The 22559-nt window shown below is 58.3% G+C and carries 19 protein-coding genes; 6 read left to right on the top strand and 13 right to left on the bottom strand.

Annotated features, from left to right (window positions below; all coding sequences use genetic code 11):
* Positions 1–541: 541 nt before the first annotated feature.
* From SELIN_RS02600 to SELIN_RS02590, 3 genes are all read right to left on the bottom strand, one after another.
* The gene (locus SELIN_RS02600) at positions 542–2311 is read right to left on the bottom strand and encodes a FapA family protein (RefSeq protein ID WP_013505150.1); all 1770 of its coding nucleotides are present in this window, start codon (positions 2309–2311) and stop codon (positions 542–544) included.
* Complete coding sequence (locus SELIN_RS02595; protein ID WP_013505149.1) at positions 2304–4100, bottom strand: flagellar assembly protein A; 1797 nt, start codon at positions 4098–4100, stop codon at positions 2304–2306. The genes SELIN_RS02600 and SELIN_RS02595 overlap by 8 nt, the downstream gene beginning before the upstream one ends.
* 601 nt (positions 4101–4701) lie before the next feature.
* On the bottom strand, positions 4702–6738 hold the full coding sequence (locus SELIN_RS02590) for a bifunctional metallophosphatase/5'-nucleotidase (protein WP_013505148.1): 2037 nt from the start codon (positions 6736–6738) through the stop codon (positions 4702–4704).
* Between the two features lie 418 nt (positions 6739–7156).
* Between SELIN_RS02590 and SELIN_RS02585 the strand changes: the two genes are divergently transcribed.
* Entirely contained in the window at positions 7157–8125 is a 969-nt protein-coding gene (locus SELIN_RS02585; RefSeq protein ID WP_013505146.1) for a zinc metalloprotease HtpX, read from the top strand.
* A gap of 880 nt (positions 8126–9005) precedes the next feature.
* Here SELIN_RS02585 and SELIN_RS02580 read toward each other — a convergent pair.
* Positions 9006–9731: a tRNA1(Val) (adenine(37)-N6)-methyltransferase gene (locus SELIN_RS02580; RefSeq protein WP_013505145.1), complete on the bottom strand. Its 726-nt coding sequence runs from the start codon at positions 9729–9731 to the stop codon at positions 9006–9008.
* Positions 9732–9885: 154 nt separating this feature from the next.
* Here SELIN_RS02580 and SELIN_RS02575 point away from each other — a divergent pair, with 154 nt between their 5' ends.
* Positions 9886–10614, top strand: a complete 729-nt coding sequence (locus SELIN_RS02575; RefSeq protein ID WP_013505144.1) for a DUF481 domain-containing protein — start codon at positions 9886–9888, stop codon at positions 10612–10614.
* Between the two features lie 31 nt (positions 10615–10645).
* Here the strand turns inward: SELIN_RS02575 and SELIN_RS13710 are convergent, their stop codons facing one another.
* Positions 10646–11320, bottom strand: coding sequence for an XRE family transcriptional regulator (locus SELIN_RS13710; protein ID WP_013505143.1), 675 nt, complete (start codon positions 11318–11320; stop codon positions 10646–10648).
* Positions 11321–11849: 529 nt separating this feature from the next.
* Here SELIN_RS13710 and SELIN_RS02560 point away from each other — a divergent pair.
* The 3 genes from SELIN_RS02560 to SELIN_RS02550 all read left to right on the top strand — a co-directional run bounded on the left by SELIN_RS02560 (position 11850) and on the right by SELIN_RS02550 (position 15134).
* Complete coding sequence (locus SELIN_RS02560) at positions 11850–12539, top strand: HD-GYP domain-containing protein (RefSeq protein WP_049871078.1); 690 nt, start codon at positions 11850–11852, stop codon at positions 12537–12539.
* On the top strand, positions 12539–13021 hold the full coding sequence (locus tag SELIN_RS02555) for a chemotaxis protein CheW (protein ID WP_013505142.1): 483 nt from the start codon (positions 12539–12541) through the stop codon (positions 13019–13021). The genes SELIN_RS02560 and SELIN_RS02555 overlap by 1 nt, the downstream gene beginning before the upstream one ends.
* An 88-nt stretch (positions 13022–13109) precedes the next feature.
* A complete protein-coding gene (locus tag SELIN_RS02550) occupies positions 13110–15134 on the top strand; it encodes a HAMP domain-containing methyl-accepting chemotaxis protein (RefSeq protein WP_013505141.1) in 2025 nt (674 codons plus the stop codon).
* Between the two features lie 65 nt (positions 15135–15199).
* Here the strand turns inward: SELIN_RS02550 and SELIN_RS02545 are convergent, their stop codons facing one another.
* The 3 genes from SELIN_RS02545 to ftsY form a co-directional block, all read right to left on the bottom strand.
* Positions 15200–15442, bottom strand: coding sequence for a hypothetical protein (locus tag SELIN_RS02545; RefSeq protein ID WP_013505140.1), 243 nt, complete (start codon positions 15440–15442; stop codon positions 15200–15202).
* Positions 15443–15725: 283 nt separating this feature from the next.
* Entirely contained in the window at positions 15726–16103 is a 378-nt protein-coding gene (gene queD, locus SELIN_RS02540) for a 6-carboxytetrahydropterin synthase QueD (protein WP_013505139.1), read from the bottom strand.
* Positions 16096–17157: a signal recognition particle-docking protein FtsY gene (ftsY, locus tag SELIN_RS02535; RefSeq protein ID WP_013505138.1), complete on the bottom strand. Its 1062-nt coding sequence runs from the start codon at positions 17155–17157 to the stop codon at positions 16096–16098. The genes queD and ftsY overlap by 8 nt, the downstream gene beginning before the upstream one ends.
* 92 nt (positions 17158–17249) lie before the next feature.
* Between ftsY and hemL the strand changes: the two genes are divergently transcribed.
* On the top strand, positions 17250–18530 hold the full coding sequence (gene hemL, locus SELIN_RS02530; protein ID WP_013505137.1) for a glutamate-1-semialdehyde 2,1-aminomutase: 1281 nt from the start codon (positions 17250–17252) through the stop codon (positions 18528–18530).
* A gap of 87 nt (positions 18531–18617) precedes the next feature.
* Here hemL and bioD read toward each other — a convergent pair whose 3' ends face one another.
* From bioD to SELIN_RS02505, 5 genes are read right to left on the bottom strand one after another with little or no spacing between them, the layout of a single operon-like run.
* On the bottom strand, positions 18618–19334 hold the full coding sequence (gene bioD, locus SELIN_RS02525) for a dethiobiotin synthase (protein ID WP_013505136.1): 717 nt from the start codon (positions 19332–19334) through the stop codon (positions 18618–18620).
* Complete coding sequence (locus SELIN_RS02520; protein WP_013505135.1) at positions 19282–20469, bottom strand: aminotransferase class I/II-fold pyridoxal phosphate-dependent enzyme; 1188 nt, start codon at positions 20467–20469, stop codon at positions 19282–19284. The genes bioD and SELIN_RS02520 overlap by 53 nt, the downstream gene beginning before the upstream one ends.
* Positions 20442–20891, bottom strand: coding sequence for a hypothetical protein (locus SELIN_RS02515; protein WP_013505134.1), 450 nt, complete (start codon positions 20889–20891; stop codon positions 20442–20444). Before SELIN_RS02515 ends, SELIN_RS02520 begins: the two co-directional genes overlap by 28 nt.
* Entirely contained in the window at positions 20876–22078 is a 1203-nt protein-coding gene (locus tag SELIN_RS02510) for a beta-ketoacyl-[acyl-carrier-protein] synthase family protein (protein WP_013505133.1), read from the bottom strand. The genes SELIN_RS02515 and SELIN_RS02510 overlap by 16 nt, the downstream gene beginning before the upstream one ends.
* A gap of 10 nt (positions 22079–22088) precedes the next feature.
* Complete coding sequence (locus SELIN_RS02505; protein ID WP_013505132.1) at positions 22089–22457, bottom strand: acyl carrier protein; 369 nt, start codon at positions 22455–22457, stop codon at positions 22089–22091.
* Positions 22458–22559: the final 102 nt, after the last annotated feature.

The following is a 22559-nucleotide window of genomic DNA, read 5'->3' as shown; positions in this document are numbered from 1 at the left end:
CCTCACTTTGCGGGTCAGGGTTCATAAGTGGAATGCAGAACACATCACCATGATAGCATACATTGCGATTTGGAAGGAGGAAAGGCAATGCCTCTCGCCCGTTTGCTGCGCTCACCTGAGATGCGGAGAAATACCATTGATAACTCGTCGCGGCGTAACGGCACTCGCGCCAGCATTCCTCCCAGAAACGCCCACTTTCGTCCCTGGTTCAGCCTCTGCCGCTCACGCCATCCAGGCTCGTACATTATCCTTTTTTGGTACGGCCAAAAAAGGACCAAAAAACCGCTCACCGGACGGGCTCACGGGGGAACGGCCTGCTTCTGCCTTTCCCCCGTGGGCTGGCCCAGCCAGGACGCGCCGACTGGAACGCGACGGACCCGCAGGGTTGACGCCACGACGGCGGCAACCGCAAACCAAAAGCCATGGAGGGCGGTTGTTTGCGGTCCCCAGTTCCAGGCAAGCGGACGGCTGAGAAGGACAGCACTGGGGGTCGCTTCCCAGCCACTTTTGGCGACCCAAAAGTGGCAAGGAGAAACCCTTGCTATCCACGTACCAGGCGGTATTCAAGCTTGCCGGCGCGATTTTTACCCACGGTTACTCCGGCCAGATCCTGGTCGATGGTGATGTGGGCGCTGCTCTTGCCGTACTTGAGGATATTGCCTTTGGGCAGGCGCTTGTAGACGGTGAAGGAGGTGGTGGTTTCCACATACTGGATGCGATAGATGAAGTCCTCCAGGGTGGAGAGCTGGCGCACGATCACCTGGGCCTGCTGCTTCAGGCTGATGACTTCCTTGGTCAGGCTGTTATGGCGTTCAACAATATTCTGAAAGGCTGAGGGCACGGCACTTGACTGGCGGCGCAGCTTCTCGATCTTACCCCGCAGGGGTTCGTACTGTTTGCGCACGTCGGCCAGCTGGTTCTTCTTGCTGTTATAGGACTGACGAATGGCCTTCAGTTTTTTCAGCAGTTCCTTCTGCTGGCCGAGGGCCATCTGGTAGCGTGTATTGACACTCTCGATGGTCAGGGGATCAATGGTGAAAAAATTGGTGCCGTCGGAAACGGTGTTGATGCGGATCTGGTAGCCACCGGTGGTCACACTGCAATTCTTCAGCTCGTTGATGAAAATGCGCGGCGACTTGATGACGCTTTGCATGGATTTCCCCAGCACCTCCACACTGGAGGTGGCTTCGACGGTTCCCCCTTCCAGCATGTTGATTTTGGCGCGATCAGCCCGTACGGTTCCTTTGGAGATGTCCACCACCGCTTCATGCTCTGCCTCGATGCAGGCATCCTTGTGCAGGACACCGTTGATGGTGACATTGAGCCCCCGGATGATGGCACCCGCTCCCACGTGGCCGTTAATGGTGACATTGCGGCCTTCGATGACCTGACCGGCGCTGACGGCGTCTTTGGTTTCATCGCTGGCGCCAAGGACAATGTCCTCGCGTTTTTTTGCCTGGGCGGCATCTTTGCTGTCCAGGACATCGGACTCAAAGCTCACCTGGGGACGAATCAGCAGTGTGCCCTTTTCCACCGACAGGTAGCCGTCTTTTTCGGCGTAGTAGAGATAGGCTTCGGGGGTCTGTTCACGGCGGATATCGGGGGAGAAGTCATGGAAGGGCAGGCGCGGGCCGTTGACGGGATTGACAATGTAGCCGGAGGTGCTGATCTGCAGCTGCGACTCCCGCAGAATCGGCTCGGTGATCAGCAGCTCGCCTTCGCGGACGATAAAGGTGTCCTTGCCCATCTCAAAGGGAGAGAGCATGGGCTCCTGACCACCACCGCTGGCAATCAGTCCGTGGCGGTCGAAGTGGTAGGTGGGGTAGGCCAGATCAGCGCTGGCCCTGGGGTTCTGGCCACTGGCCACGGCGAAGGGTTCATCGGGAATATCGGATTTCTCCACAAAGGCCCGGTGCACGGCGGCAGCAATCCGGTAGAGGGTTTCGTCGTCATAGACCCCGTAGACCACGCCCTCCTTGGCCAGCACCTTTTTGATTTCCGTAAGGACTTCCAGGGGAGTTGCCATGGTGACATCCACGCTGGAGCCCTGATAAAAACGCACAGAGGTGGTATTGGACGCGGTTTTCAGAGAGTAGTGCAGCTCCACCGGCGAAAACCCCCGCTGGAAGATATCGATGGTGTAATCACGGTAGAAGAACTCTTCTCCCCGCTGCAGATCAGAAATATTGTGGATGGAAAAATCCAGGTTCTCCAGGGCGATATGGTGCTTGTGGGATGCCTGCACCAGGGCATCCTGAATATTGCTGACCACAATCTGCTGTTCCACCATGCCAATATGCGAACTATCCATGCAGAACCCTCAATCGGCCATCGGGGCCAAGCTCCAACATCATGGCCCGTTTCTGGGCCGGTATCTCCTTGGGCTGACTCTGCCCGAAAAACCGTATGCGATTGCCGGCTTCAGCTCCTTCGCTGATATGCACGGCGGTTTTATGGGTGATCTCCAGCAGCTTTTCCTTTTTCATCCCGGTGCTCTTCTGCTGTTTTTTACCGGCTTCCAGGCGCACAAGTGCCTCTTCCAGAAAACTCCTGTTGTCGCGGAATTTCTTGACCAGCTTCACCATGGCAACCGGCGGCTCATTGCCCATCTTGCGAACCCGCGCGATCTCCTTCAGGGCGTTCTCCACCTGACCCCGGTCGTGCTGGATTTCCGTGGACTTATTGCGGATATCACGACTGAGGGTGGCCAGCTCCAGCTCCAGTTTTGCCAGCTCGCTGTCGTACTCCTCAACCAGCTTCTCCACCGAAGGAACTCCGTGGTAATCCACCTGGATGAGGTTGTCCGAACCAATCAGATGGCCCAGAATCACATCGGGGCCAGCGGCAGTAACCTGAGTGCTCTTCATGGTGCCCGCATGTTCAAGAGTACGGCAGAACACTTTCGTACTTACCACATTTCCCCAAATATACACTTTATCGGCAGTAATTGTGGCAGACTGAAAGGATTTCGCCTCGACCTCGGGAGCTGTGACAATCCCACTGCCCCGGCTCAGACGCACAGACTCCTCCCCTTCGATAGTTGCCGTGGAGTGAATACTGCCGGTGATTTCGATGCGACGCCCCTTGATCCTGGCATTGGGGCCGATATTGCCTTTGATGTAGATATTCTCGCCTTCAACACTGCGCCCCTGGCCCACAGCGTCCTCGTCCACCTCGTCATGGACGATGCGCACGTCCTTGCGCCGTTCGTCGAAGTAGATATCACCAGTAACGGCAATGTTCACCTCACCCTCAATATCCAGGTTATCCACAATGTCTGCCCGCCCATTGCGGTCGATGACAAAGTATCCTTCCTTGCGGGTGAGCACTTCCATGCGCCCCAGGCGATGAATGGTCTTGAGATTATCGGAGGTGATACGGAAGGGGAAGCGCTCCACATCCTGGCCAACGTGCTGGGGCAGAATTTCACCCAGGGGCGTGATGCCCGGCTGACCCTGAACCGGCATATAGTAGGTCATGATCACCTTGTTGGCGTAGACATACTGGGTGAAATCCTTTTTGGCATAGTCCATGGAGCCGTCCTGGCGCAGCTTTCCCACGGGATTGTATCGATCAAAGTTGTACTGCACCCGCGAGTCCTGCCCGTGAATGCGCTTCTGGCCGTGGGCAATGGGAAAATCCATATAGGGCGCCGGCCCGCTGGTGGAAGGTTTCTGCAGTTCATTGAATATATCCAGAGCCATTTTGCGAATGGCCCCCTGGCCCACGACACCAAAAACCACCTTGTTCAGGGCCAGGGTGCGATAGATCTCCTCCTCAATGGCCTGCAAGGGCTTTGCATCGTTCGCGTCCACCACGCTGCGGCGGAAGACCCGCAGATTCATGGTCAGAGGCTCCTTCTCATCGGGCGTAATACTCATGAAAAACTGGTGGCGGGACGGCTGCTTACTGTGAACAACCCGTACCTTCCAGGATTTTGCCATCTGGCGTTCACTCAAAGCATAGGGCTCCGTCTCGTCGACGATGATGAAACGCAGCTCGCGCATGATAACGCGAAAGCTTTCGGACAGACGCTCCAGCGTTGCTTGTATATCTTCCGTGGAGTAGATCCCCAGGACTTTTTCTTCAGCTTTCTCCATATCCCCTGCTTTGGGCCGCATACGTGTCACAAACTACGGCAGTACAATATTGCTGCAGCATTATACGGTTTTTTGTGCTGAGATTAAACCTTGGAGAAACACGACAGGCATTTATTTTTTGTCTGGTATCATGTCAGCAGATTTGGCGGGCCAGCCGCATAGCATTCAGGCTCACCAGCAGCGATGCTCCCACATCCGGAAGCACTGCCAGTCAGAAGTTGACGAAACCCAAAAAAGTTTCAACTCAAAACAGCGCTTTGACCGCCAAGGAAAAGGTGATGTTTTGCTTGATGATCCCCAGGGTCTTGCGGCTGCCTTCCCTCGGCGACTTTTCCATAAATGATCCCTTTACCTATCGTCACTCCATATAAACACGTGTTCATATGTGCAACGCTCCTCCATCTCCCACCATGCTCAGCGCAAAAAAACCGGGGACCCTGTGCGGGTCTCCGGCATCTCAAGAAAAAACAGAGGACTCATTCACGGCTGCACAGCCGACTTTTTTCAGCGAGAGCACTAGCGGAAGAGATGCTTCACCGCCCATTCGTTTCCCCACTTCTGCCTGCCTGCCATGCGCCAGGAACAGTGCCACAACAAGAGATCAGGGGAGCGTGATATCCGCCTGTGCGCTCAGGTTGACAATGCGGGTGTTCTCGGCCACAGGCACCTCTTCAACAGCATAGGCATCATTGACGGAACCGTGGATATGCCGCAGAAATTCAGCCAAGGCGTCCTGTTCGCTACCGCTGTCGGCAAAATCCACTTCTCCAGGGTCATAAGCGCTGGCAGCAAAATCCTCTACCAGATCCTTACGGTCGGGATCGCTCAATCCCTTGAAAGGATAGCCGTCGCCACAATTGTCATCGAATGCTCCCCCGGTGTCAGGCACGCAGGAAACGAGAAAGTTCAGAGTTACCATACGGAAGGCGCGTGACGGATCACCCTGCAGAACTCCGCCGCTCACCAGCACGTCGTCGCCCACCATCAGAACACTGATGCGCTCACCAGTCGTCATCGCGCCCGCATTAGTGTCGCCTGCAGTGCGGGCGGTGGCAGAGGGATCAAAGGAAAAACGCAGCCCGCCAATCTGGGGGAAAGCGCCTGGCGTGGCGCCGGGATTGGCGCTGGCCACCGCGTGTTCCATGATATCCCACAGCTCTGCTGCCGTGACGCTGACCAGGGAAAGGGTATTGTTGAAAGCCAGTGAAGTCTCGATATCCAGCTGGGAAATCGCTCCCGCTGCCTTAAAGGAATTCGCCTGGGGAGGCAGCAGGGAGATATCGGACGCATCTGTCGATCCCGGAGGGGCGATGACCTGACCGATCTGGGCGCGAATACCACCGCCGTTTTTCAGGGAAAGGACCACCGTGCCATCAGCCCTGGTAGCGTACCACAGGTTGGCATCGGCGCTGAGATTGCCCAAATTCGTCTCCTTGGAACGCACAGCATTGCGACGCCCCTCCAGGAAAACACTGGTGTATCCGGCCACATTACCATCTTTGGCCTGCAGCACAGCGCGCAGAGCATCGGCAATGTCCACCACTGCGGGTATTGGCTCTGCTGTCGCCGGAACCACGCTGGACAGGGCCGCATAAGCTCCATTGACGCCGGGATCAAGTGAATCCATCACTATACGGCCATGGGAGTCAAAACCCACAACCAGGCGTCCCAGGTATTTGTAGTCGCCATCAGTGTTCACCACCAGCACCGGCTCGTTTTCCGGCGATTCAAAAACCAGGGGATACGTATCAGCGGCACTGTCGCCAGGGTGCAACACATCATTGGAGTCGGCCAGAAGGGTGTTGGAGCCGCCGGCGACAATGATGTCCACACCGCTCAGACGCACTGCCAGTTGCTTTTCCACAGATATCTGCTGCATGTGCGCCAGCAGGATGATTTTGTTGACATCCGCATCACGCAGCTCATCAACGGCTGCCTGGATGACGGCCGCCAGCGCGTCGATATCGTCTGAATCAGGCAGTACGTCGATGTTCCCCGTGCTGGTGATACTGGCCAGACCCGGTGTTACCGCACCCACCAGGCCAATGGGCTCGCCGTTCACCGTTATCACCACGGAAGGCGCCAGCTTGCCGGCAATGGTGTCAGCCTCCTGGGCACTTTCCACGGTCAAGCTCGCCAGACTGCTCTCGCTGCTATAATCCAGGTTGGCGGAAATCCAGGGGAATTGCGCCCCCTCCCAGCCACCATCGGGGGTGATGATTCCGGCAAAAGCGGATGGACCACCATCCAGATCATGGTTCCCCACCGCGCTGACCTGCAGCCCCATGGCGTTCATCATGGCGATTTCGCCACGTCCGACTCCAGCCTTGCCGATAATCTCCGCCGGCAGCTCCGCACTGGCCTGGTAAACCGGCCCGGGGATGTAGTTGTCGCCCGAACTTACCAGAAGAGTGCTTTCCGGCATTTCAGCGCGAAAATATTCCACCAGCGCTGAAAAATACTCCACATTCTCCAGTGCACGGGTACCTCCACCATCCACATCGGCGAAATGCAGAAGCTGCAGGGAAAAATCCACCGCTGAATCATCATTTTTCGAACTACTACTGCTGCCACAGCCAAACATAAATACACTGCAACCCAAAGCCAGCGCCAGCGCGGCAAATAACCTCATCTTCATCTGACGACTCCTTCGAAAAAGATGTTGAGACAAAAACCGTGTCCAACGCAGCGTGCCCCGAATCCAGGATATTCTCTTCCTGAAAGTGTAAAAAATCGGGTAACTTTTCACGGCGACGCAGCAAACTTGTTTCAGCAGGAGCGCGAGTACTGCGGGAGCAACGTGGATAATGCTTCTCTTCAGCTCCCTTTGACCCGGCAGACGTGTTGGCGTATTATGACTCCCGCGTGCTGTCCGATTCCTTCTTCCGCAGTGAAGGCGCAGCACCTCCACCCCTTACTCACCGGAGGCACCATGGGATCATGCCTGAAGGGAAAATCTGAAGCCACGGCCAAGGCCGGCGCTTACAAATGCAAGCACTGCAAGGCGATATCCGAAAAGAAGGGCCACCTGTGCGAGCCGAAAAAGATAAAAAAAGATGAGAAGAAAAAGTCCTGACCGAATCTCCTACGTTGCCTCCAAACTGGGCAACCTATGGCAGACCGTCGCGCTGCTCAGTGGCATGGGCCTGCTGATGGCCCTGGTGGGGTACTTTCTGGCCGGAGCCCTGGGGGCCCTCTGGGTCGTCAGTTTCGGCATCACGCTGATTCTGCTGACCCCCGGCATAGATCCCCACATGGTGCTGCGCCTGTATCGCGCCAGAGTCATGGGCTACAGCCACGCGCCCCGCATTCACGACCTGCTGGCCATCCTGTGCAGCCGCGCCGGGCTGGAACGCCCTCCCCAGCTCTATTTCCTGCCCAGCTATACCATTACCGCCTTTACCGTGGGCAGCCGCAAAAACCCCGCCATCGCCCTTTCCCACGGCCTGCTGCACGTCATGGGCATGCGCGAACTGGGCGCCATTCTGGCCCACGAAATCGCCCACATCACCAGCGGCGATCTGCGCCTGATGTCCATGGCTGATATCGCCTCACGCCTGACAGCCACCCTGAGCTTCGCCGGGCAGATTCTGCTGATCATTAACCTGCCCCTGATTGCCGCCGGAAAAGCCACGGTCTCCTGGCTCCTGATCATCACCCTGATTGCCGCGCCCACCGTCAGCGCGCTTCTGCAGCTGGCACTCTCGCGGACCAGAGAGTACGACGCCGATCTGGAGTCCCTGCGGATCAGCGGCGACCCCGAAGCCCTGGCAGTCGCCCTGGAAAAAATCGAACGCTATCAGCACTCGTGGCTGGAGCGAGCCCTGATGCCCGGCACCAAAACTCCCTACCCCTCACTGCTGCGAACCCATCCGCCCACCGCTGAACGCATTGAACGCATACTGACCATGGCCCCTCCAGACCATATTTCCCCCGCCGTCCTGGAAACAGAACGCGCGCCTTTTGAATCACCCTTCGACACTATCCGGCGACCCAGACGCAACATCTGGGGACTCTGGTACTGAGAAAAACACGTTGCTGCTGGCCTGGCAAACCTCGCCTGCACAGCGAAAGCACGCCAGAATGGCGAGCGCCAGCCAGAACCGTACCCCAAATTTCGCATCCCCGAAACGGCAGGTTGTCAGCGCCGACCCTGATGCCATGTTGGAATGGCGGAAATAGTTCTGCACAGACTGCGTCGCTTGACATTATCCTCACCATATATACGAGATTCTTTTGCCACTTTTTACCCGCAAAAAGTGACTGGGAAGCGGCCCCCAGTGCTGTCCTTTTCAGCCGTCCGCTTGCCTGGAACTAGGGACCGCAAACAACCGCCATCCATGGCTTTTGGTTTGCAGTTGCCGCCCTCGTGGCGTCAACCCTGCGGGTCCATCGCGTTATGCAGGCAATTGAAAAGTTCTCAAGTGCAAGGCGCAAGCAAGGTGAGGAGTGCGACGTACTTCCTGTACGTCGCAGCGACGAGCACTGGTGAGCAACGCCGCAGGTGAGGTTTTTCAGCAGCCTGACAGTCGGCGCGTCCTGGCGGGGCCAGCACACGGGGGAGAGGCAGAAACAGGTCGTTCCCCCCTGAGCCCGTCCGGTGAGTGCGACGCCTGGCTGGCAAGACCCGAACGGGACACTCACAGGAAGTGAGTGGTCCGGTAGCACTGCAGGGATGCAGTGTCTGCTGGATCTCCAGAACAGGCGAGCCAACGATCCGGAAAAACGGGCGTTCGGGGGGCGCGTTTTTGTGCCCTTTTTGCGCGGTCAAAAAGGGTAATATCCACAAACGAAAAGAGAAATAACAGATGACAAAGTCAATACGATTTTCGCATGGTAAACATAATAATAATAACTTATACCAAGACGACAAGATGCGTAACTTCAGAAAAACCTTGGGGCCTGTCACACCGGCGCTTTGCCGTCCTCCCACAACAGGTGCCGGCACTCCGCGGTATAGGTCTGGCTGCCGGCATCGGCGTAGACGATCAGGGGCCCTTCCACCTCCATCCCCGGCCTTGCCCCTTTCTTGGCCTCCACCAGACAGATGCGGCTGCCCGCCGTCAGGGTGGAGTGAACAAAGCGCGCTCGCTTGGGCTCCAGGTTGTGGCGACGCAGATACTGGGTCAGCTCGGCGAAGCGCTCGGTCAGAATCACCAGGGAAAGGCTGCCCCCGCCCCGCAGCATGGGAGAGGCGTGGGCGATCATCTGCTCCAGGGTCATCAGGCTCTCGTGGCGGGCCAACCGCCGCTGGCCCGTTGCCATCTCACCACTGGAGTGTTTGCGATAGGGCGGATTGGAAAAGATATAATCAAAGGCCTCTGCTGGTTCGTACTCCAGAAAATTCCCCTCAAACAGATCCACGTTTACCTGGTTTTCCCGAAAGTTCTCCCTGGCCAGATCAGCCAGTTCCGGCTGCAGCTCCACCGCGTGCAGAGCCTGCACACCGTACAGATAGGCCAGCAGCAGGGGAATAACTCCGGAACCCGTACCTATATCCAGCACCCGCCTGCGGGAAGCCACCGGCGTAAAGCGGGCCAGTAAAACCGGATCTATCCCAAAACGATATCCATCGCGGTATTGCTTCACGCGAACATGCTTAGCGTAAATGGTGTCATGTGTATACTCCATGGGAGCTCCCATCTTGGTTCAGTAAGCGCTCAGACAGATTGTCTGATAAAGGCTCCGCCCATTGCAACGGATATTTCACACCCGTCAGCAGGAGTGAAAACGGCTTGTCGGTGTGCCAGCAGGCTGCTAGGGTAGCATTGAGGAGGTGTTTTTAATGCTGCGAAACCGATTCCTGCTTGCCACAAGTCTGGCCTTTGCATTCACCCAGGCTTCCCCGGCCCTGGCCGGGTGGAGCGGCAAGAACGGCTGGAGCGGACAGGCAGAAGTGGGCGGGCTCTTTGCCCGCGGCAATACGGACGCCGACACCCTCAACGCCAAATCCCGAATGCGTTTTGAAGAGGAGTCCTGGCGCTACACCGTGCAACTGGAAGCCCTGAACCGCGCCGAAGATGGCACCACCACCGCCGAACGCTATCTGGGCAGCGGCCAGGCCGACTGGAAATTCACCAATAACGACTACCTCTTCGGCGTGGTGCGCTATGAGAAAGATCGCTTCAAGGGCTACGATTACCAACTCTCGGAAGCAGTGGGCTATGGTCGTCGCCTGCTGGACGGGCCCACCCATGAGCTGGACGCGGAAATAGGCGCCGGTGCCAGGCAGGTGAAAATGCTCAGTGGCGAACGCGACCGTGAGGCCATCATCCGTGGAGCACTCTCCTGGAAGTGGCGCATGACGGACAGCACTCGCCTTGGCGAAGACCTGCTGATCCAGTCCGGCGCCGATAACACGGAAATCGAGTCGGTCCTGTCGCTGACCACCCAGATGCACCGGCAGCTTGCCGTGCGTCTGTCGTTCACGGTAAAGCATCAGACCGATGTGCCCCCCAACAAGGAAAACACCGACACTATCACCGCCATCAGTCTCGTCTATGACCTCTGGTGAGCGGGGCCGAACCCCCACGGCGACCAGCCTGTCAGAGCGCCGCCAATCGAGCCACCACGCGACCGATAATTTCCAGGCCCTTACGGGAAACATCCAGGTCAGTATCCCGGTAAGCAGAATTATCGTTGGAGAGGGTCAGGGTGGAGCCCATGCGCTGCACCCTGCGAACGGCATGCATGCCATCACAGCAGATCAGGTAAATGCCCTCTATCGCGACTTCCTTGCAGCTTCCGTCCACCAGCAGAATATCTCCAGCCCGCAACGTGGGGTCCATATTGTCACCCTGCATACACAGTGACCAGACGACCTCCTTGCTGATTCTCAGGTGACACTCGATCCACGGGCGGTAGAGCCACAATATCGAGTGCGCGTCCATCTGCCACACACAGGCCCCATGGCTCTGGCTTTCCCAGGCACGATAGGGCGTCACGCTGACAAAATCATACTCCGTCGTCCGCACAGGCGCTGACCCAGAGGGCAGGCTCCCCGCGTGCCCCTCGAGAAACATATCGCCACTTCCCGTCAGCAGCCAGTTGATATTGGCATTCAATTTTTCGCAGATCCGCCGAAGAATTTCTCCACCAGGAACTTTTTTTCCCTGCTCAGCTTCACTGACATAGCCCGGTGAAGTTCCTACGTGGAAGGCAAATTCACCCTGGGTGAGCCCAAGCATTTTGCGGAGTTCACGAAGTCGTTGATTTAGCATTCATTTCCTCGCCATTGCATGTTAGAGTGTCTGCACGTTATTGCTATAGCATCACAACGTAAACTTCATAAAAGTTAAGTCATAGAGGATACTATGGGGACAGAAAAAAAGACAGAAAGATTACGGCTAATCATAGATGAAACCGGCATTAAGCAGAAAAAAATAGCCCAGATAGCTGGTGTCTCGCCATCTTGCGTTTCACAGGTAGTGAACGGCAAAGCCAGAAGCGCCCGCATAGAACAGATTATCGACGAAATAGGAGAAAAATACCTTGCGCGAAAATAATGCGTTTGCTACTCTCTTTTGCATAATGGGAGACATTTGACGACTCAACAATTACCAGAAAGCCCCCTTGTTCATACGTCGAACTCCCAAACCCATACAACAAGTAACTCTCAATCGCAAAATATAATATCTGAGAAGCAGGCGCATTCACCACTGAACGAAAATATCACCCCAGCACAGAATACCGGTTTGCCATATTCCATCAGGAAGCTGCCATCTCCACCGTCTTGCCAGGAGTACCCCCTTGCGAAAAGCAACGCTCAGCAGCCGCAACTGCCTGCTCCAGCTGGCGCAGATCACCCGCCACCATGAGCCGCTGACCATCCTCCACCTGAAGCGGGTGCGGTACTTCACGCAGGCTCTGACCCAGGAGCTGCTGCGCCTGGAGCTGCGCAGGCTGACGCCGGAACACGCCTGTCGCATCATGGAGCTCTCGTATATTCACGACATCGGCAAGGTGTGCATACCCGGAACCATCCTGCACAAGGAGGATTTCCTGACCACGCAGGAGCGCCACCTGATCCAGCAGCACCCCACCATCGGCAGCTACCTGGTGGATGACATCTGCCGCAGCATGGATCTGCAGACCTACACCACCGCGCGGGATATCGTCCTCTATCACCATGAGCGTTTTGATGGACGCGGATACCCCCACGGACTGTGCGCTGAAGCCATTCCCATAGGCGCCCGCATAGTCGCCCTGGCCGACGTGTACGATGCCCTCAGCAGCCCGCGGAGCTACAAACCCGCCTATGAACGCCGGGCCTGCCGCGACATCATCGTCGAGCAGTCAGGCCAGCAGTTCGACCCTGTCGTTGTCAGTGCCTTTCTCAATATTGAAGCGAAACTCTGGCGCATTCACCAGCAAATCGGCTGTACGCCCTCCACCCAGGCAGGCAGCGCCCTTTTTCCACCACACCAGCAGGAGGAGTAATGGAGACAAACACCGCCCAGCCACCCCACACCGGCGAGATCATTGAATTTCAGCTGCACCACCGCAGCGCTGACAATGTCTGCGTGCCCGTGCACTACGGCATTGATGTCAGCCATGTGCGGGAAATCATCAAAGTTCCCGCTTCCACACCACTTCCCGAAGCCCATCCCAGTATTCTCGGCATCTTTCACCTGCGCGAGCATATCATCCCCCTGATCAACCTGGCCCACTGGCTGAAGGCTGAAGCAGGGAGCCCGGCAGAGGAGAAAAGGGTCATCGTCACGCAATTCCAGGAGGGATTCCACGGATTTCTGGTGGATGCGGTCAACCGCATCTACCAGGTTTGCCCGGAACATCTGGAATCGACAGCCAGCTTCCAGCAGACGGGGCAGCGGGAGAGCATAACCTCCGTTATTCGCATGGATGATCGACTGATCATGATGCTGGACTTTGAATCCATCATCAGGGACACCAGCCTATGATACTGTAGAGCTCAAAATTTTCTCACATCAATCTTTCGACGATACTGTCACATTTTCAGTAAATTTCATGCCACATAAAGGAGAGACCATGTTCAAGAATCTGCGCGCCAGCGCCAAGCTGGGTGGTGGCTTCGGCCTTATTCTCGCTATTACTCTCGCCATCGGAGGTATCGCCTACCTGTCCCTCCACACGGTGCAGCAAGGTGCCGATACCGCTTCAGCCATGAATCGGGCCGCCATTGAACTCTACGACTCAGCCCGCAACGTCCTGCGCTTTGCCCTTTTCGAAAACCCGGAATTCGCCAACACAGCAGAACTGCAGATGGAAAGCAGCCGCGAGCAGATAGAAGGCATTCTTCGCACACACCAGTCCACTGCCCTGCGCAGCTCCCTGACCGATATCCAGGGAATTCAGCGCAGCTTCCAGGAGTACCAGCGCCTCCTGGAGCAGGAGGCGCAAACATTTGACCAGCTGGGGGCTCTGGCAATCCAGCTGCGCGAGGAAGCCCAGCAGATCAGCGACTATCTGCTGCCCACCATCACCCAGATGCTGGCTGCCACCAATAATCCTGCTCAGATCCGTTCCCTGCTGAACATTCTCCACACCGAAGGCCAACTGGTGGAAAACATCTATCGCATGCGCTTCTACGTGGAGCGCTTTGACAATCATCAGGACGAGCAGTACCTCGACGAGGCCCGTTCGTCTTTGCAGCAAAGCTTCAGCAATATCGACACCCTTCTTGCCTGGTCGCAGCAGAACAGCATCAACAGCACCCTGCTGGCACGCATGGAAGCTACCCGCGAGCAAATCCAGCGATATCGGCCTCTCCTGCAACAGTGGTCGGGAGAGAAGGAGCTGCTGTTGCAGTCACTGGGCATCCTGCGCCAGGATATCGACCGCGTTGCAGGCTCTATCGACGAAGCCCTGAACGCCATCGACCAGTACATGGATGCCGAGGTGCAAAGGGCTGACGCTATCCTCATTATCGGCATCATCGTCGCCATGCTGCTGGGAGTTTTCCTGGCGATATCCATCACCCGCATGTTCGTCGGCCCCCTGCATCTCAGCATGGCCTTCGCCCGTGAAATTGCCGCTGGCAACCTTGACACCAGCCTGCCCCTGAACCAGCGCGATGAAATCGGTCAGCTGGCCCAGGCCCTGAACGAAATGATCACCAATCTGCGCGACATGATCCTCAATATCCGACGTTCCGCCGATGGGGTCGCTTCAGCCAGTGAGGAGCTCAGCAGTTCTTCCACCCAGATGAGCGCCGGCATGAACGTCCAGGCGGAAAGCGTTTCCCAGATTGCCTCCGCTGCCATGGAAATGTCCCAGACGGTCGGGGAGGTGACCCGCAACATTTCCGATATCCGCGAAAGTTCAGTGGAAGCCCTGAGCCAGGCCCGCCGCGGTGGGCAGATCGTCCAGCAGTCTACCCGCGAGATGGAAGCCATTGCCAATGAGGCAGAAGAGGCCTCCAGCGCAGCTCGCTCCCTGGAAGAAAAAGCAGCACGGGTGGAAGAGGTCATCCAGGTCATCAACGACATCGCCGACCAGACCAACCTGCTGGCTCTCAACGCGGCCATAGAGGCGGCCCGCGCCGGCGACGCCGGCAGAGGCTTCGCCGTGGTGGCCGACGAAGTGCGTAAACTGGCCGAACGCAGCACGGAATCCACCCAGGAGATCATCAGCATCGTCCAGAGCATTCAGGGTGGAGTCAACCAGGTCACCAGCGCCATGGCCACCGTCAATGAAAAATCCCAGAGCGGCAATCAGCTTGCCCAGCAAACCGACAGCGCTTTCGTGGAAATCCTGGGAGGAATGGAAAGCCTGCAGCAGCTGATTGAGCAGAATGTGGCCGCCATGGAGCAGATGTCAACCGCCGCCGATCAGATCAGCGGCGACATTCAGAACATCTCCGCCGCCGCCGAGGAAACCGCCCAGGCGTCGGAAGAAGTGGGTCACGCCTCCAGCGACCTGGCCCGCCTGGCCATGGATGTCCAGGATCACCTGAGTGTCTTCCGCATCGGCGACGACGCCGCACCAGCCAAAGCACCCGGACTGCCTCCCGCCACCGGCACACGGAAGCACAAGAATACCCACAACGACTGAACACGCCTGACGCGCAAAGGGCCCGGACACTGTCCGGGCCCTTTATTGTCTGCATCTGCAGCCTGTCAGTAGTGAATTCCCGCCGCCTGAATGCTGTCGGGGTCATGGGCGTGGCAGGGTGTCACGCCATAGGTCATATGGCAGCTGGGACACTGGGACTCCAGGGTTTCCATCATAAATTCCGTCTGACAGTTGGTGCAGGTGAAATGCACGGGAATGGGAAAAAACTGATTATTAAACCCCATCATCCGCAGTTTGTCCACCACCTGGGCACCACTCGTAAATGTTCCAGAACATCCGCTGTGCATCGTTATCTCCTTCGGGCATCATTGCAATTCCATGTGCACACAATGTACGCCAGAACAGCGGAAGAAAAATTGACGGGGCTCAAGTTTTCCCGAAAGAAAGACGGAACTCTTCACGGCTGCACCATGGACTTTTTTTCAGCAGAAGCGCCAGTGTTCCGAGAGCGAGCCTGGATGGCGAGCGGCAGAGACTCGAGCCATGGACGAAAGCGAGTGTCTCTGGGAGGAACACTGGCGGAGTGCTGCTCCACTGCACATTTCCCCATGCATATACATGGCTGCAACCCTACTCCCAGTAGGTAGCGCTGGAGGTGCTGGTTTCGTACACCTCCACCTTCCAGACGGTGGCGTTGGCCACCCCCTGCTCCGCCAGCAGGCGTTTGCACTCCTGATAGACATAGCGGGCGATATTCTCGCCGGTGGGGTTCCACTGGTCAAAGGGAGGAACATCATTCAGGTATTTGTGATCCAGGTACTCCATGACCTCCCGCAGACAGGTTTTCATCACCTTGAAGTCCACCAGCATTTCGTTGTGCTGCAGCTTTTCGCCACGCACATAGAGGTTCACCACGTAGTTATGGCCGTGTATATTCTCGCACTTGCCCTGGTAGTCCCGCAGATTATGGGCGCTGGCAAACTCTTCTGTCACTTTCAGTTCAAACATGTTTTTCTTCCTTTTCGCAGGCTGCTGAGGGTGATACTCCAAAAATCGCGTCCACAAAGCTTTCGGCGTCAAACTCCTGCAGATCCTCCACGCCTTCACCGATGCCGATGTAGCGCACGGGGACGCCCAGTTCGCGGATGATGCCGATGATAGCACCGCCCTTGGAGGTGCTGTCGAGCTTGGTGAGGACAAAGCCGGTGATTTTCACCGACTGCAGAAACTGGCGCGCCTGGTTCAGGGCGTTCTGCCCGGTGGTACCATCCAGCACCAGCCAGGTTTCGTGGGGAGCGCCGGGGATATCGCGACCGATCACCCGTTCAATCTTGCTCAGCTCGTCCATGAGGTTGCTCTTGGTGTGCAGTCGCCCCGCCGTATCGATCAGGAGCACGTCGGCGTGGCGGGAGAGAGCCGCCTTAGTGGCGTCGTAGGCCACGGCGGAGGGGTCGGCACCATGCTGGTGTTTGACAATATGGGCACCGGTGCGCTCGGCCCACATGGCCAGCTGCTCGATGGCGGCGGCGCGGAAGGTGTCAGCCGCCGCCAGCACCACCTTTTTGCCCTGACCGATGAACTTGTGGGCCAGTTTTCCCGTGGTGGTGGTCTTGCCCGAACCATTCACCCCGATCACCAGGATCACATGGGGTTTGGCAGGTTCGGTCTCTGCCTTTGCCGGCAGACTGATCATGCGGCCGATCTCACGGCGTAGAAAGGGCTGGATATCTCCGGGAACCTTCAGGCTCCGGCCCACATTCTCACGCACCAGGTCCATGATTTCCATGGTGGTCTTTACCCCCACATCGGCGCTGAGGAAGACCTCTTCCAGCTCATCCAGGTATTCGTCATCGATGGTGGTCTTGCCGGGAACCAGAGCCTCAATGCGCTGGGTCAGCGCCGAGCTGGTGCGACTGAGGCGACTCTTCAGGCGCGCGAACACGCCGCCCGATGTGACAGTTTCATCTTCTGTGGGAAGAGCTTCCGTTTGCTGGGGAGCTTCAGGGGAGGCAGGGGTTTCAGCGGAGTCGCTGCGGGAAAATATTTTTTTCAGAAAAGCCACGGGGAGAATTCTCCTTTGCAAAGTATGGCTCCACTATATAGTATAAGCGCCAGAGTGCAGCAAGAAAATTCCCATAATCATAAGGAGTAAGCATGAATTCAAAACAGCTCTTCGAACAGGCCCGCCAGTATATCCCCGGTGGAGTGAACTCCCCCGTGCGCGCCTTCGCCTCCGTGGGCACCGATCCCGTTTTCATCGACTCGGCTTTTGGCTCCAAGATCAAGGACGCCGAAGGCAAGGAATATATCGACTACGTGGGTTCCTGGGGCCCCATGATCCTGGGCCACGGCTACCCCGACGTGGTGGACGCCCTGCTGCGCCAGATGGTGCGTGGCATCAGTTACGGCGCCCCCACCGAACTGGAAGTGGAGCTGGCTCGCATGGTCTGCGAGCGTGTGCCCTCCGTGGAAATGGTGCGCATGGTCAACAGCGGCACCGAAGCCACCATGAGCGCCATTCGCCTGGCCCGTGGCTACACCAGGCGCGACAAGATCGTCAAGTTTGAAGGCTGCTACCACGGTCACAGCGATGGCCTGCTGGTGAAAGCCGGCAGCGGCGCCCTGACCTTCGGCGTCCCCACCAGCCCCGGCGTTCCCGCCGACTACGCCAAACACACCCTCACGGCCACCTTCAATGACCTCGCCTCGGTGGAAGAGCTCTTCAAGGCCCACCCCGAAGACATCGCCTGCGTGATCCTCGAACCCGTCCCCGGCAACATGGGCGTTATCCATCCCGACAAAGCCTTCATGTCCGGCCTGCGCCAGCTGACGGAAAAATACGGCAGCCTGCTGATCTTTGACGAAGTCATGAGCGGCTTCCGCCTCAGCCCCAGCGGTTATCAGGGCCTCAACCCCGACGTGCAGCCCGATCTGAGCACCTACGGCAAGGTCATCGGCGGCGGACTGCCCGTGGGCGCCTACGGTGGCAAAAAAGCCATCATGGAGATGATCAGCCCCGCCGGCCCCGTCTATCAGGCCGGAACCCTCTCAGGCAACCCCCTGGCCATGGTAGCCGGCATCCAGACTCTCAAGGCCACGGCCCGCGAAGGTTTCTACACCGAACTCGATGCCAGAAGCGCCCAGCTGAGCCAGGCCATGAGCGCCATCCTCAAGGAAGTCGGCATCCCCCACGTCCTCAACCAGCTGGGCAGCATGTTCACCATCTTCTTCACCGAACAGGCCAGCGTGAACAATTTTGCCGACGCCGTCACCTCCGACACCAAGCGCTTTGGCGCCTTCTTCCGCGCCATGCTGGAAAACGGCGTCTACCTGCCCGCCAGCCAGTTTGAAGCCTGCTTCATGGGCGGCGCGCACAGTGACAAGGACATCGACGCCACCCTCGAAGCGTGCCGCAAGGCGGCCAAGGCGCTGTGACAGTCTACTGACCCGTATACGCGAACCGCAAAAGGCATCCGGCCCACAGGGCTGGATGCCTTTTTTCAGTTGTAAAAGCGCTGGAAGTCAGGCGAACAATCGCGCGTCGATGGATGCCAGCAGGCCCTCAAGTTCGGCGGGATAGCTGGCAAAGCTCTCCAGTCGCGGAATCACTCCCAGCACCGGCACATCGCTGAAACGCTCGATGGCCTCGACGTTTTCGATGATCATGGACGATTCCGTCGCCGGGTCGGCCGCATCCACCAGCACCACGCCCAGGGGCTTGCTCCAGCGCTGACGCACGGCTTCTATGCTCAACAGGGTATGGTTGATGGTTCCCAGCCCCGCCCGGGCCACGATCAGGGGAGCCGCCTCCAGGTCTTCCATCAGGTCCAGCATCAACAGTTCTTCGGTGACGGGCACCATGACGCCCCCGGCACCTTCGATGATGACAGGGTCGTGTTCGGCTTCCCGCTGGGCCACGAAGGACGTGATTTCATCAATATCAATGGCAGCCGCGCCATGGCGGGCGGCAAACCAGGGCGCTTTGGCGGGAGAGAAGCAGTAGAGCACGCTGGCGGCGGGGTCCACGGGTTGTGCCGTCTGCAGGTGCTCCCACACGAAGCGGGCGTCACTCTCCTGGTCGTGGGGGTGAGCGCAGCCGGTCTGAATCGGCTTGATATAGAAAGGCGAACGACCCTGGGCCGTGAAGTAGTGCATGAGCATCAGGCTGACCACGGTTTTGCCCACGTCAGTGTCCGTTCCGGTTACGAAGAGTCGTTTGGGTTTCCTGTCCAGTTTCATGCCATGCCTCCTTGAGGGTCTGTATAAACTGTCGTATGTCCTGCTCATCGTGCAGGGCGCTGAGGCTGATGCGCAGAATGGCCTGTCCCAGGGGTACCGTGGGATAGCGGGCCGCAAAACAGAGGATACCGCGCCGGCCCATGGCCTGGGCCAACTCCCGGGCCCGATGCTCCTCGCCCACCTGCAGGGCCAGAATGTGGGCGTCGCCCGCAACCTCAAAGCCCTCCCGCTCCAGAGCTGCTTTCATGGTATCTGCCAGCCATGCCAGGTGCTGCCGCCGGGGCTCACTGTTCTCCAGCAGCTCCAGCATCTCCAGTACGGCCGCCCCATGGGCTTCGGGCAGCGAGGTGGAGTAGATCAGCCCCGAGCCAAAGTTCAGCAGATACTCCCGCACCACATGGGGCAGCAGGAGAAAGGCGCCAAACAGGCCCATGGCCTTGCCCAGGGTTCCGGTGGCAATGTCCGCCACCCCCGCGCCCAGACCCCGGCCACCAGGGCCGAGGACTCCAAAGGAGTGCGCCTCGTCCACCACGCACAGGAACTGCCAGTGGGTTTTCAGCGCATTCAGCCCCTCCACCGGCAACCGGTCTCCATCCATGCTGAAGAGCGCCTCGGTGACAACGGCGTTGCGTCCGGGGCAGCCCCGCTGCTCCATGCGGCGCTGCAGGTGCTCCATGGAATTGTGGTTGTAGCCGTGAAAGCTGGCTTCGCTCAGCTGCAGACCTTTGACCATGCTGGCATGTATACGTTTATCAAAAAAAATCACATCCTGATACGCAAAAAGCGTGGAAACCAGTGTCAGGTTCGCCTGGTAGCCACTGGGCAGAATGATGGCGCTTTCGTAGCCGAAATAGCGAGCCAGTGCCTCTTCGGCACGGGCAATGGCAGAGTAGGCGGCGCACACCAGGCGCGAGGAGGAGGCGCTGCTGCCCAGGCGTTCGAAATGACGGGCCACGCGGTTCGCCAGCACCGGATCGCAACCAAGCCCCAGATAGTTGTTGGAAGCGAAGTTGAGCAGCCGGGAGCCGTCATCCATCACCAGGATCTTGCCACAGCGCTGCCGCACCGTCGGCGGTTGCCGGTAGAGCCCCTGCTGGCGCTGCTGCTCTAGCTGTATCTGCCAGCGCTCAAGCATCGGATCACCTCCTGGTAGTGGGGCCGTAAAAGGCTTTCCGCAAAATCGCCCCCATAGGCCATGGTGCCCATCAGGAAATGCCCCTCGGCCAGCACAGCGCCCTGACGCACCAGAGCACCGTGACAGGCAAAGCCCTCGCTGCTGGCCGCTGTGATGGTGGAACGCACCGCCAGCGGGCCGGGAACAGCCTGACGGGCGACATGCAGCTGCCACTGCTGCAGCGCCAGCAAAAAGACGTGACGCTCGCAACGCAGGCGGTGACGCACGTGCAGGGCGGCCAACTGCACCACTGTCTCCTGAATGACAAAGTGCGAGTCATCATCGATGCGGGCACTCGCCAGCGCCTGGGTTTCATCCAGGGACACAATGTACTCCAGCAGCCGCAGGTGTGCTGTGGCCGGGGCAATTACCTGCCGTTCCATGCCCGCACCACCAGAGCAGCGTTCTGACCGCCAAAACCGAAATTCTGCACCACCAGGTGCTCCACCGCAACTGGCTGGAATTCACGGGACAAGCGTATTCCGTGGTGGCAGGGCTGATGCAGATTGCGCACCGGGGGAGCCTGCCCACTCTCCAGGCAGCCGAGGGCCAGCACCAGATCAGCGGCACCACTGGCCGCGCTCAGGTGTCCAATCCACGACTTGAAGGCCGTCACCAGCGGCCTGTCGCCAAACACCCGTCCAATGAGTTCCGCCTCCATGGCGTCATTGAGGGGTGTACCCGTACCGTGGGCGCACACCAGATCCACAACAGGATCACCGGCCCGCTCCAGGGAACGCCTGAGGGCCACCTCCGCCTGGCAGGCCAGGGGGTCTGGTGCGGTCAGGGAGAGGCCATCCATGGTGCAGGCGTAACCAGTGAGTTCGCCGTAAATGGCAGCGCCCCGCTCCTGGGCGCTCTCCAGAGATTCCAGCACCACAAAGGCGCCTCCCTCACCGCAGATAAAGCCGCTACGGGAGCTGTCAAAGGGGCGGCACGCCTCAGCAGGCGGTCCTTCGCCGCGATAGAGGGCATCGGCCCGCTTGTAACCGAGAATGCCGCCGGAGCTGATGCGGCTGTCGCCGCCACCGGCCAGGGCCTGACGCAGCTGACCAAAACGGATGCGATTCCAGGCTTCGCCAATGGCCTGCAGCGACGCGGTGCAGGCCGTGGCAACGGTCAGGTTCTCCCCCCGCGCCCCCAGACGCTGGGCGATGGCCCCCGCCAGGGTATTGGGCAGAAAGCGCAGCAGCCACAGCGCCTCCATGCCCTGTTCATCCAGAACGCCATGGGCGATATGGGCAAAAGTGCCGGCAATATCCAGATGGGGACCAACGCCCGCGAAGAGCCCCATCTCCTGCCGCTGGCTGTCGGCAATACCACTCTCCTGCAGAGCCATGGACGCCGCCGCCAGCCCCAGGGAAGCCCCCCGGTTCAGATAACGCCGGTGCTTCCAGCGCCCGATGTGGCGCGTCAGATCAAAATCCTCCACGGGACAGGTGACCACCTCGCCATCAAAATCCGGGCGGCAAAAAACCCCATCATCAGACGCCATGCGCGCCCGGATATCCGGCAGACGCTCCCCCAGGGAGCAGATAACGCCACGCCCGGTAATCACCACCCGCTGCATGAACCGTAGCTCACAGAGTACTTTTCCAGTCGATGTAACTCACCAGATCCCGCACCTGCAGCACCGGGCCACCCTCCAGATCACCCAGAATCTCGCGGCACCGCTCCTGACTCAGGTAGGGAAAGTGCCGCCGCAGGCAGGCAAAGGGATCGGTATCTTCCACCAGACACTGATCCAGCAGGCCGCGCAGCGGCTTGAGGAAAATCTCGCTGTCGCGCACCGGCACCGAAAAACGCGCGTTGAGAGCCACCGCCAGCTCCAGCAGATCAATGGACTCCGCCCCCAGATCCCGGACCACATAGGAATCCATCTGAATCTCCTCGGACTCCATGTCCAGCAGCTGGGAAAGCTCCTGTTGAATAACGTGAAATGTTTGCATGTAATGTTCCTTGTCTTTTTTCGTCAGCGCAAATGCAAAGAAAAGGGTAACTCAACTTTCGCATCTTGCTGCCTTGAGTTAAGCTGTTATTACAATGGTGTT

It is taken from the genome of Desulfurispirillum indicum S5 (genome assembly GCF_000177635.2).
Lineage (GTDB): Bacteria > Chrysiogenota > Chrysiogenetes > Chrysiogenales > Chrysiogenaceae > Desulfurispirillum > Desulfurispirillum indicum.
This window is presented reverse-complemented; position numbering and strand designations above follow the sequence as displayed.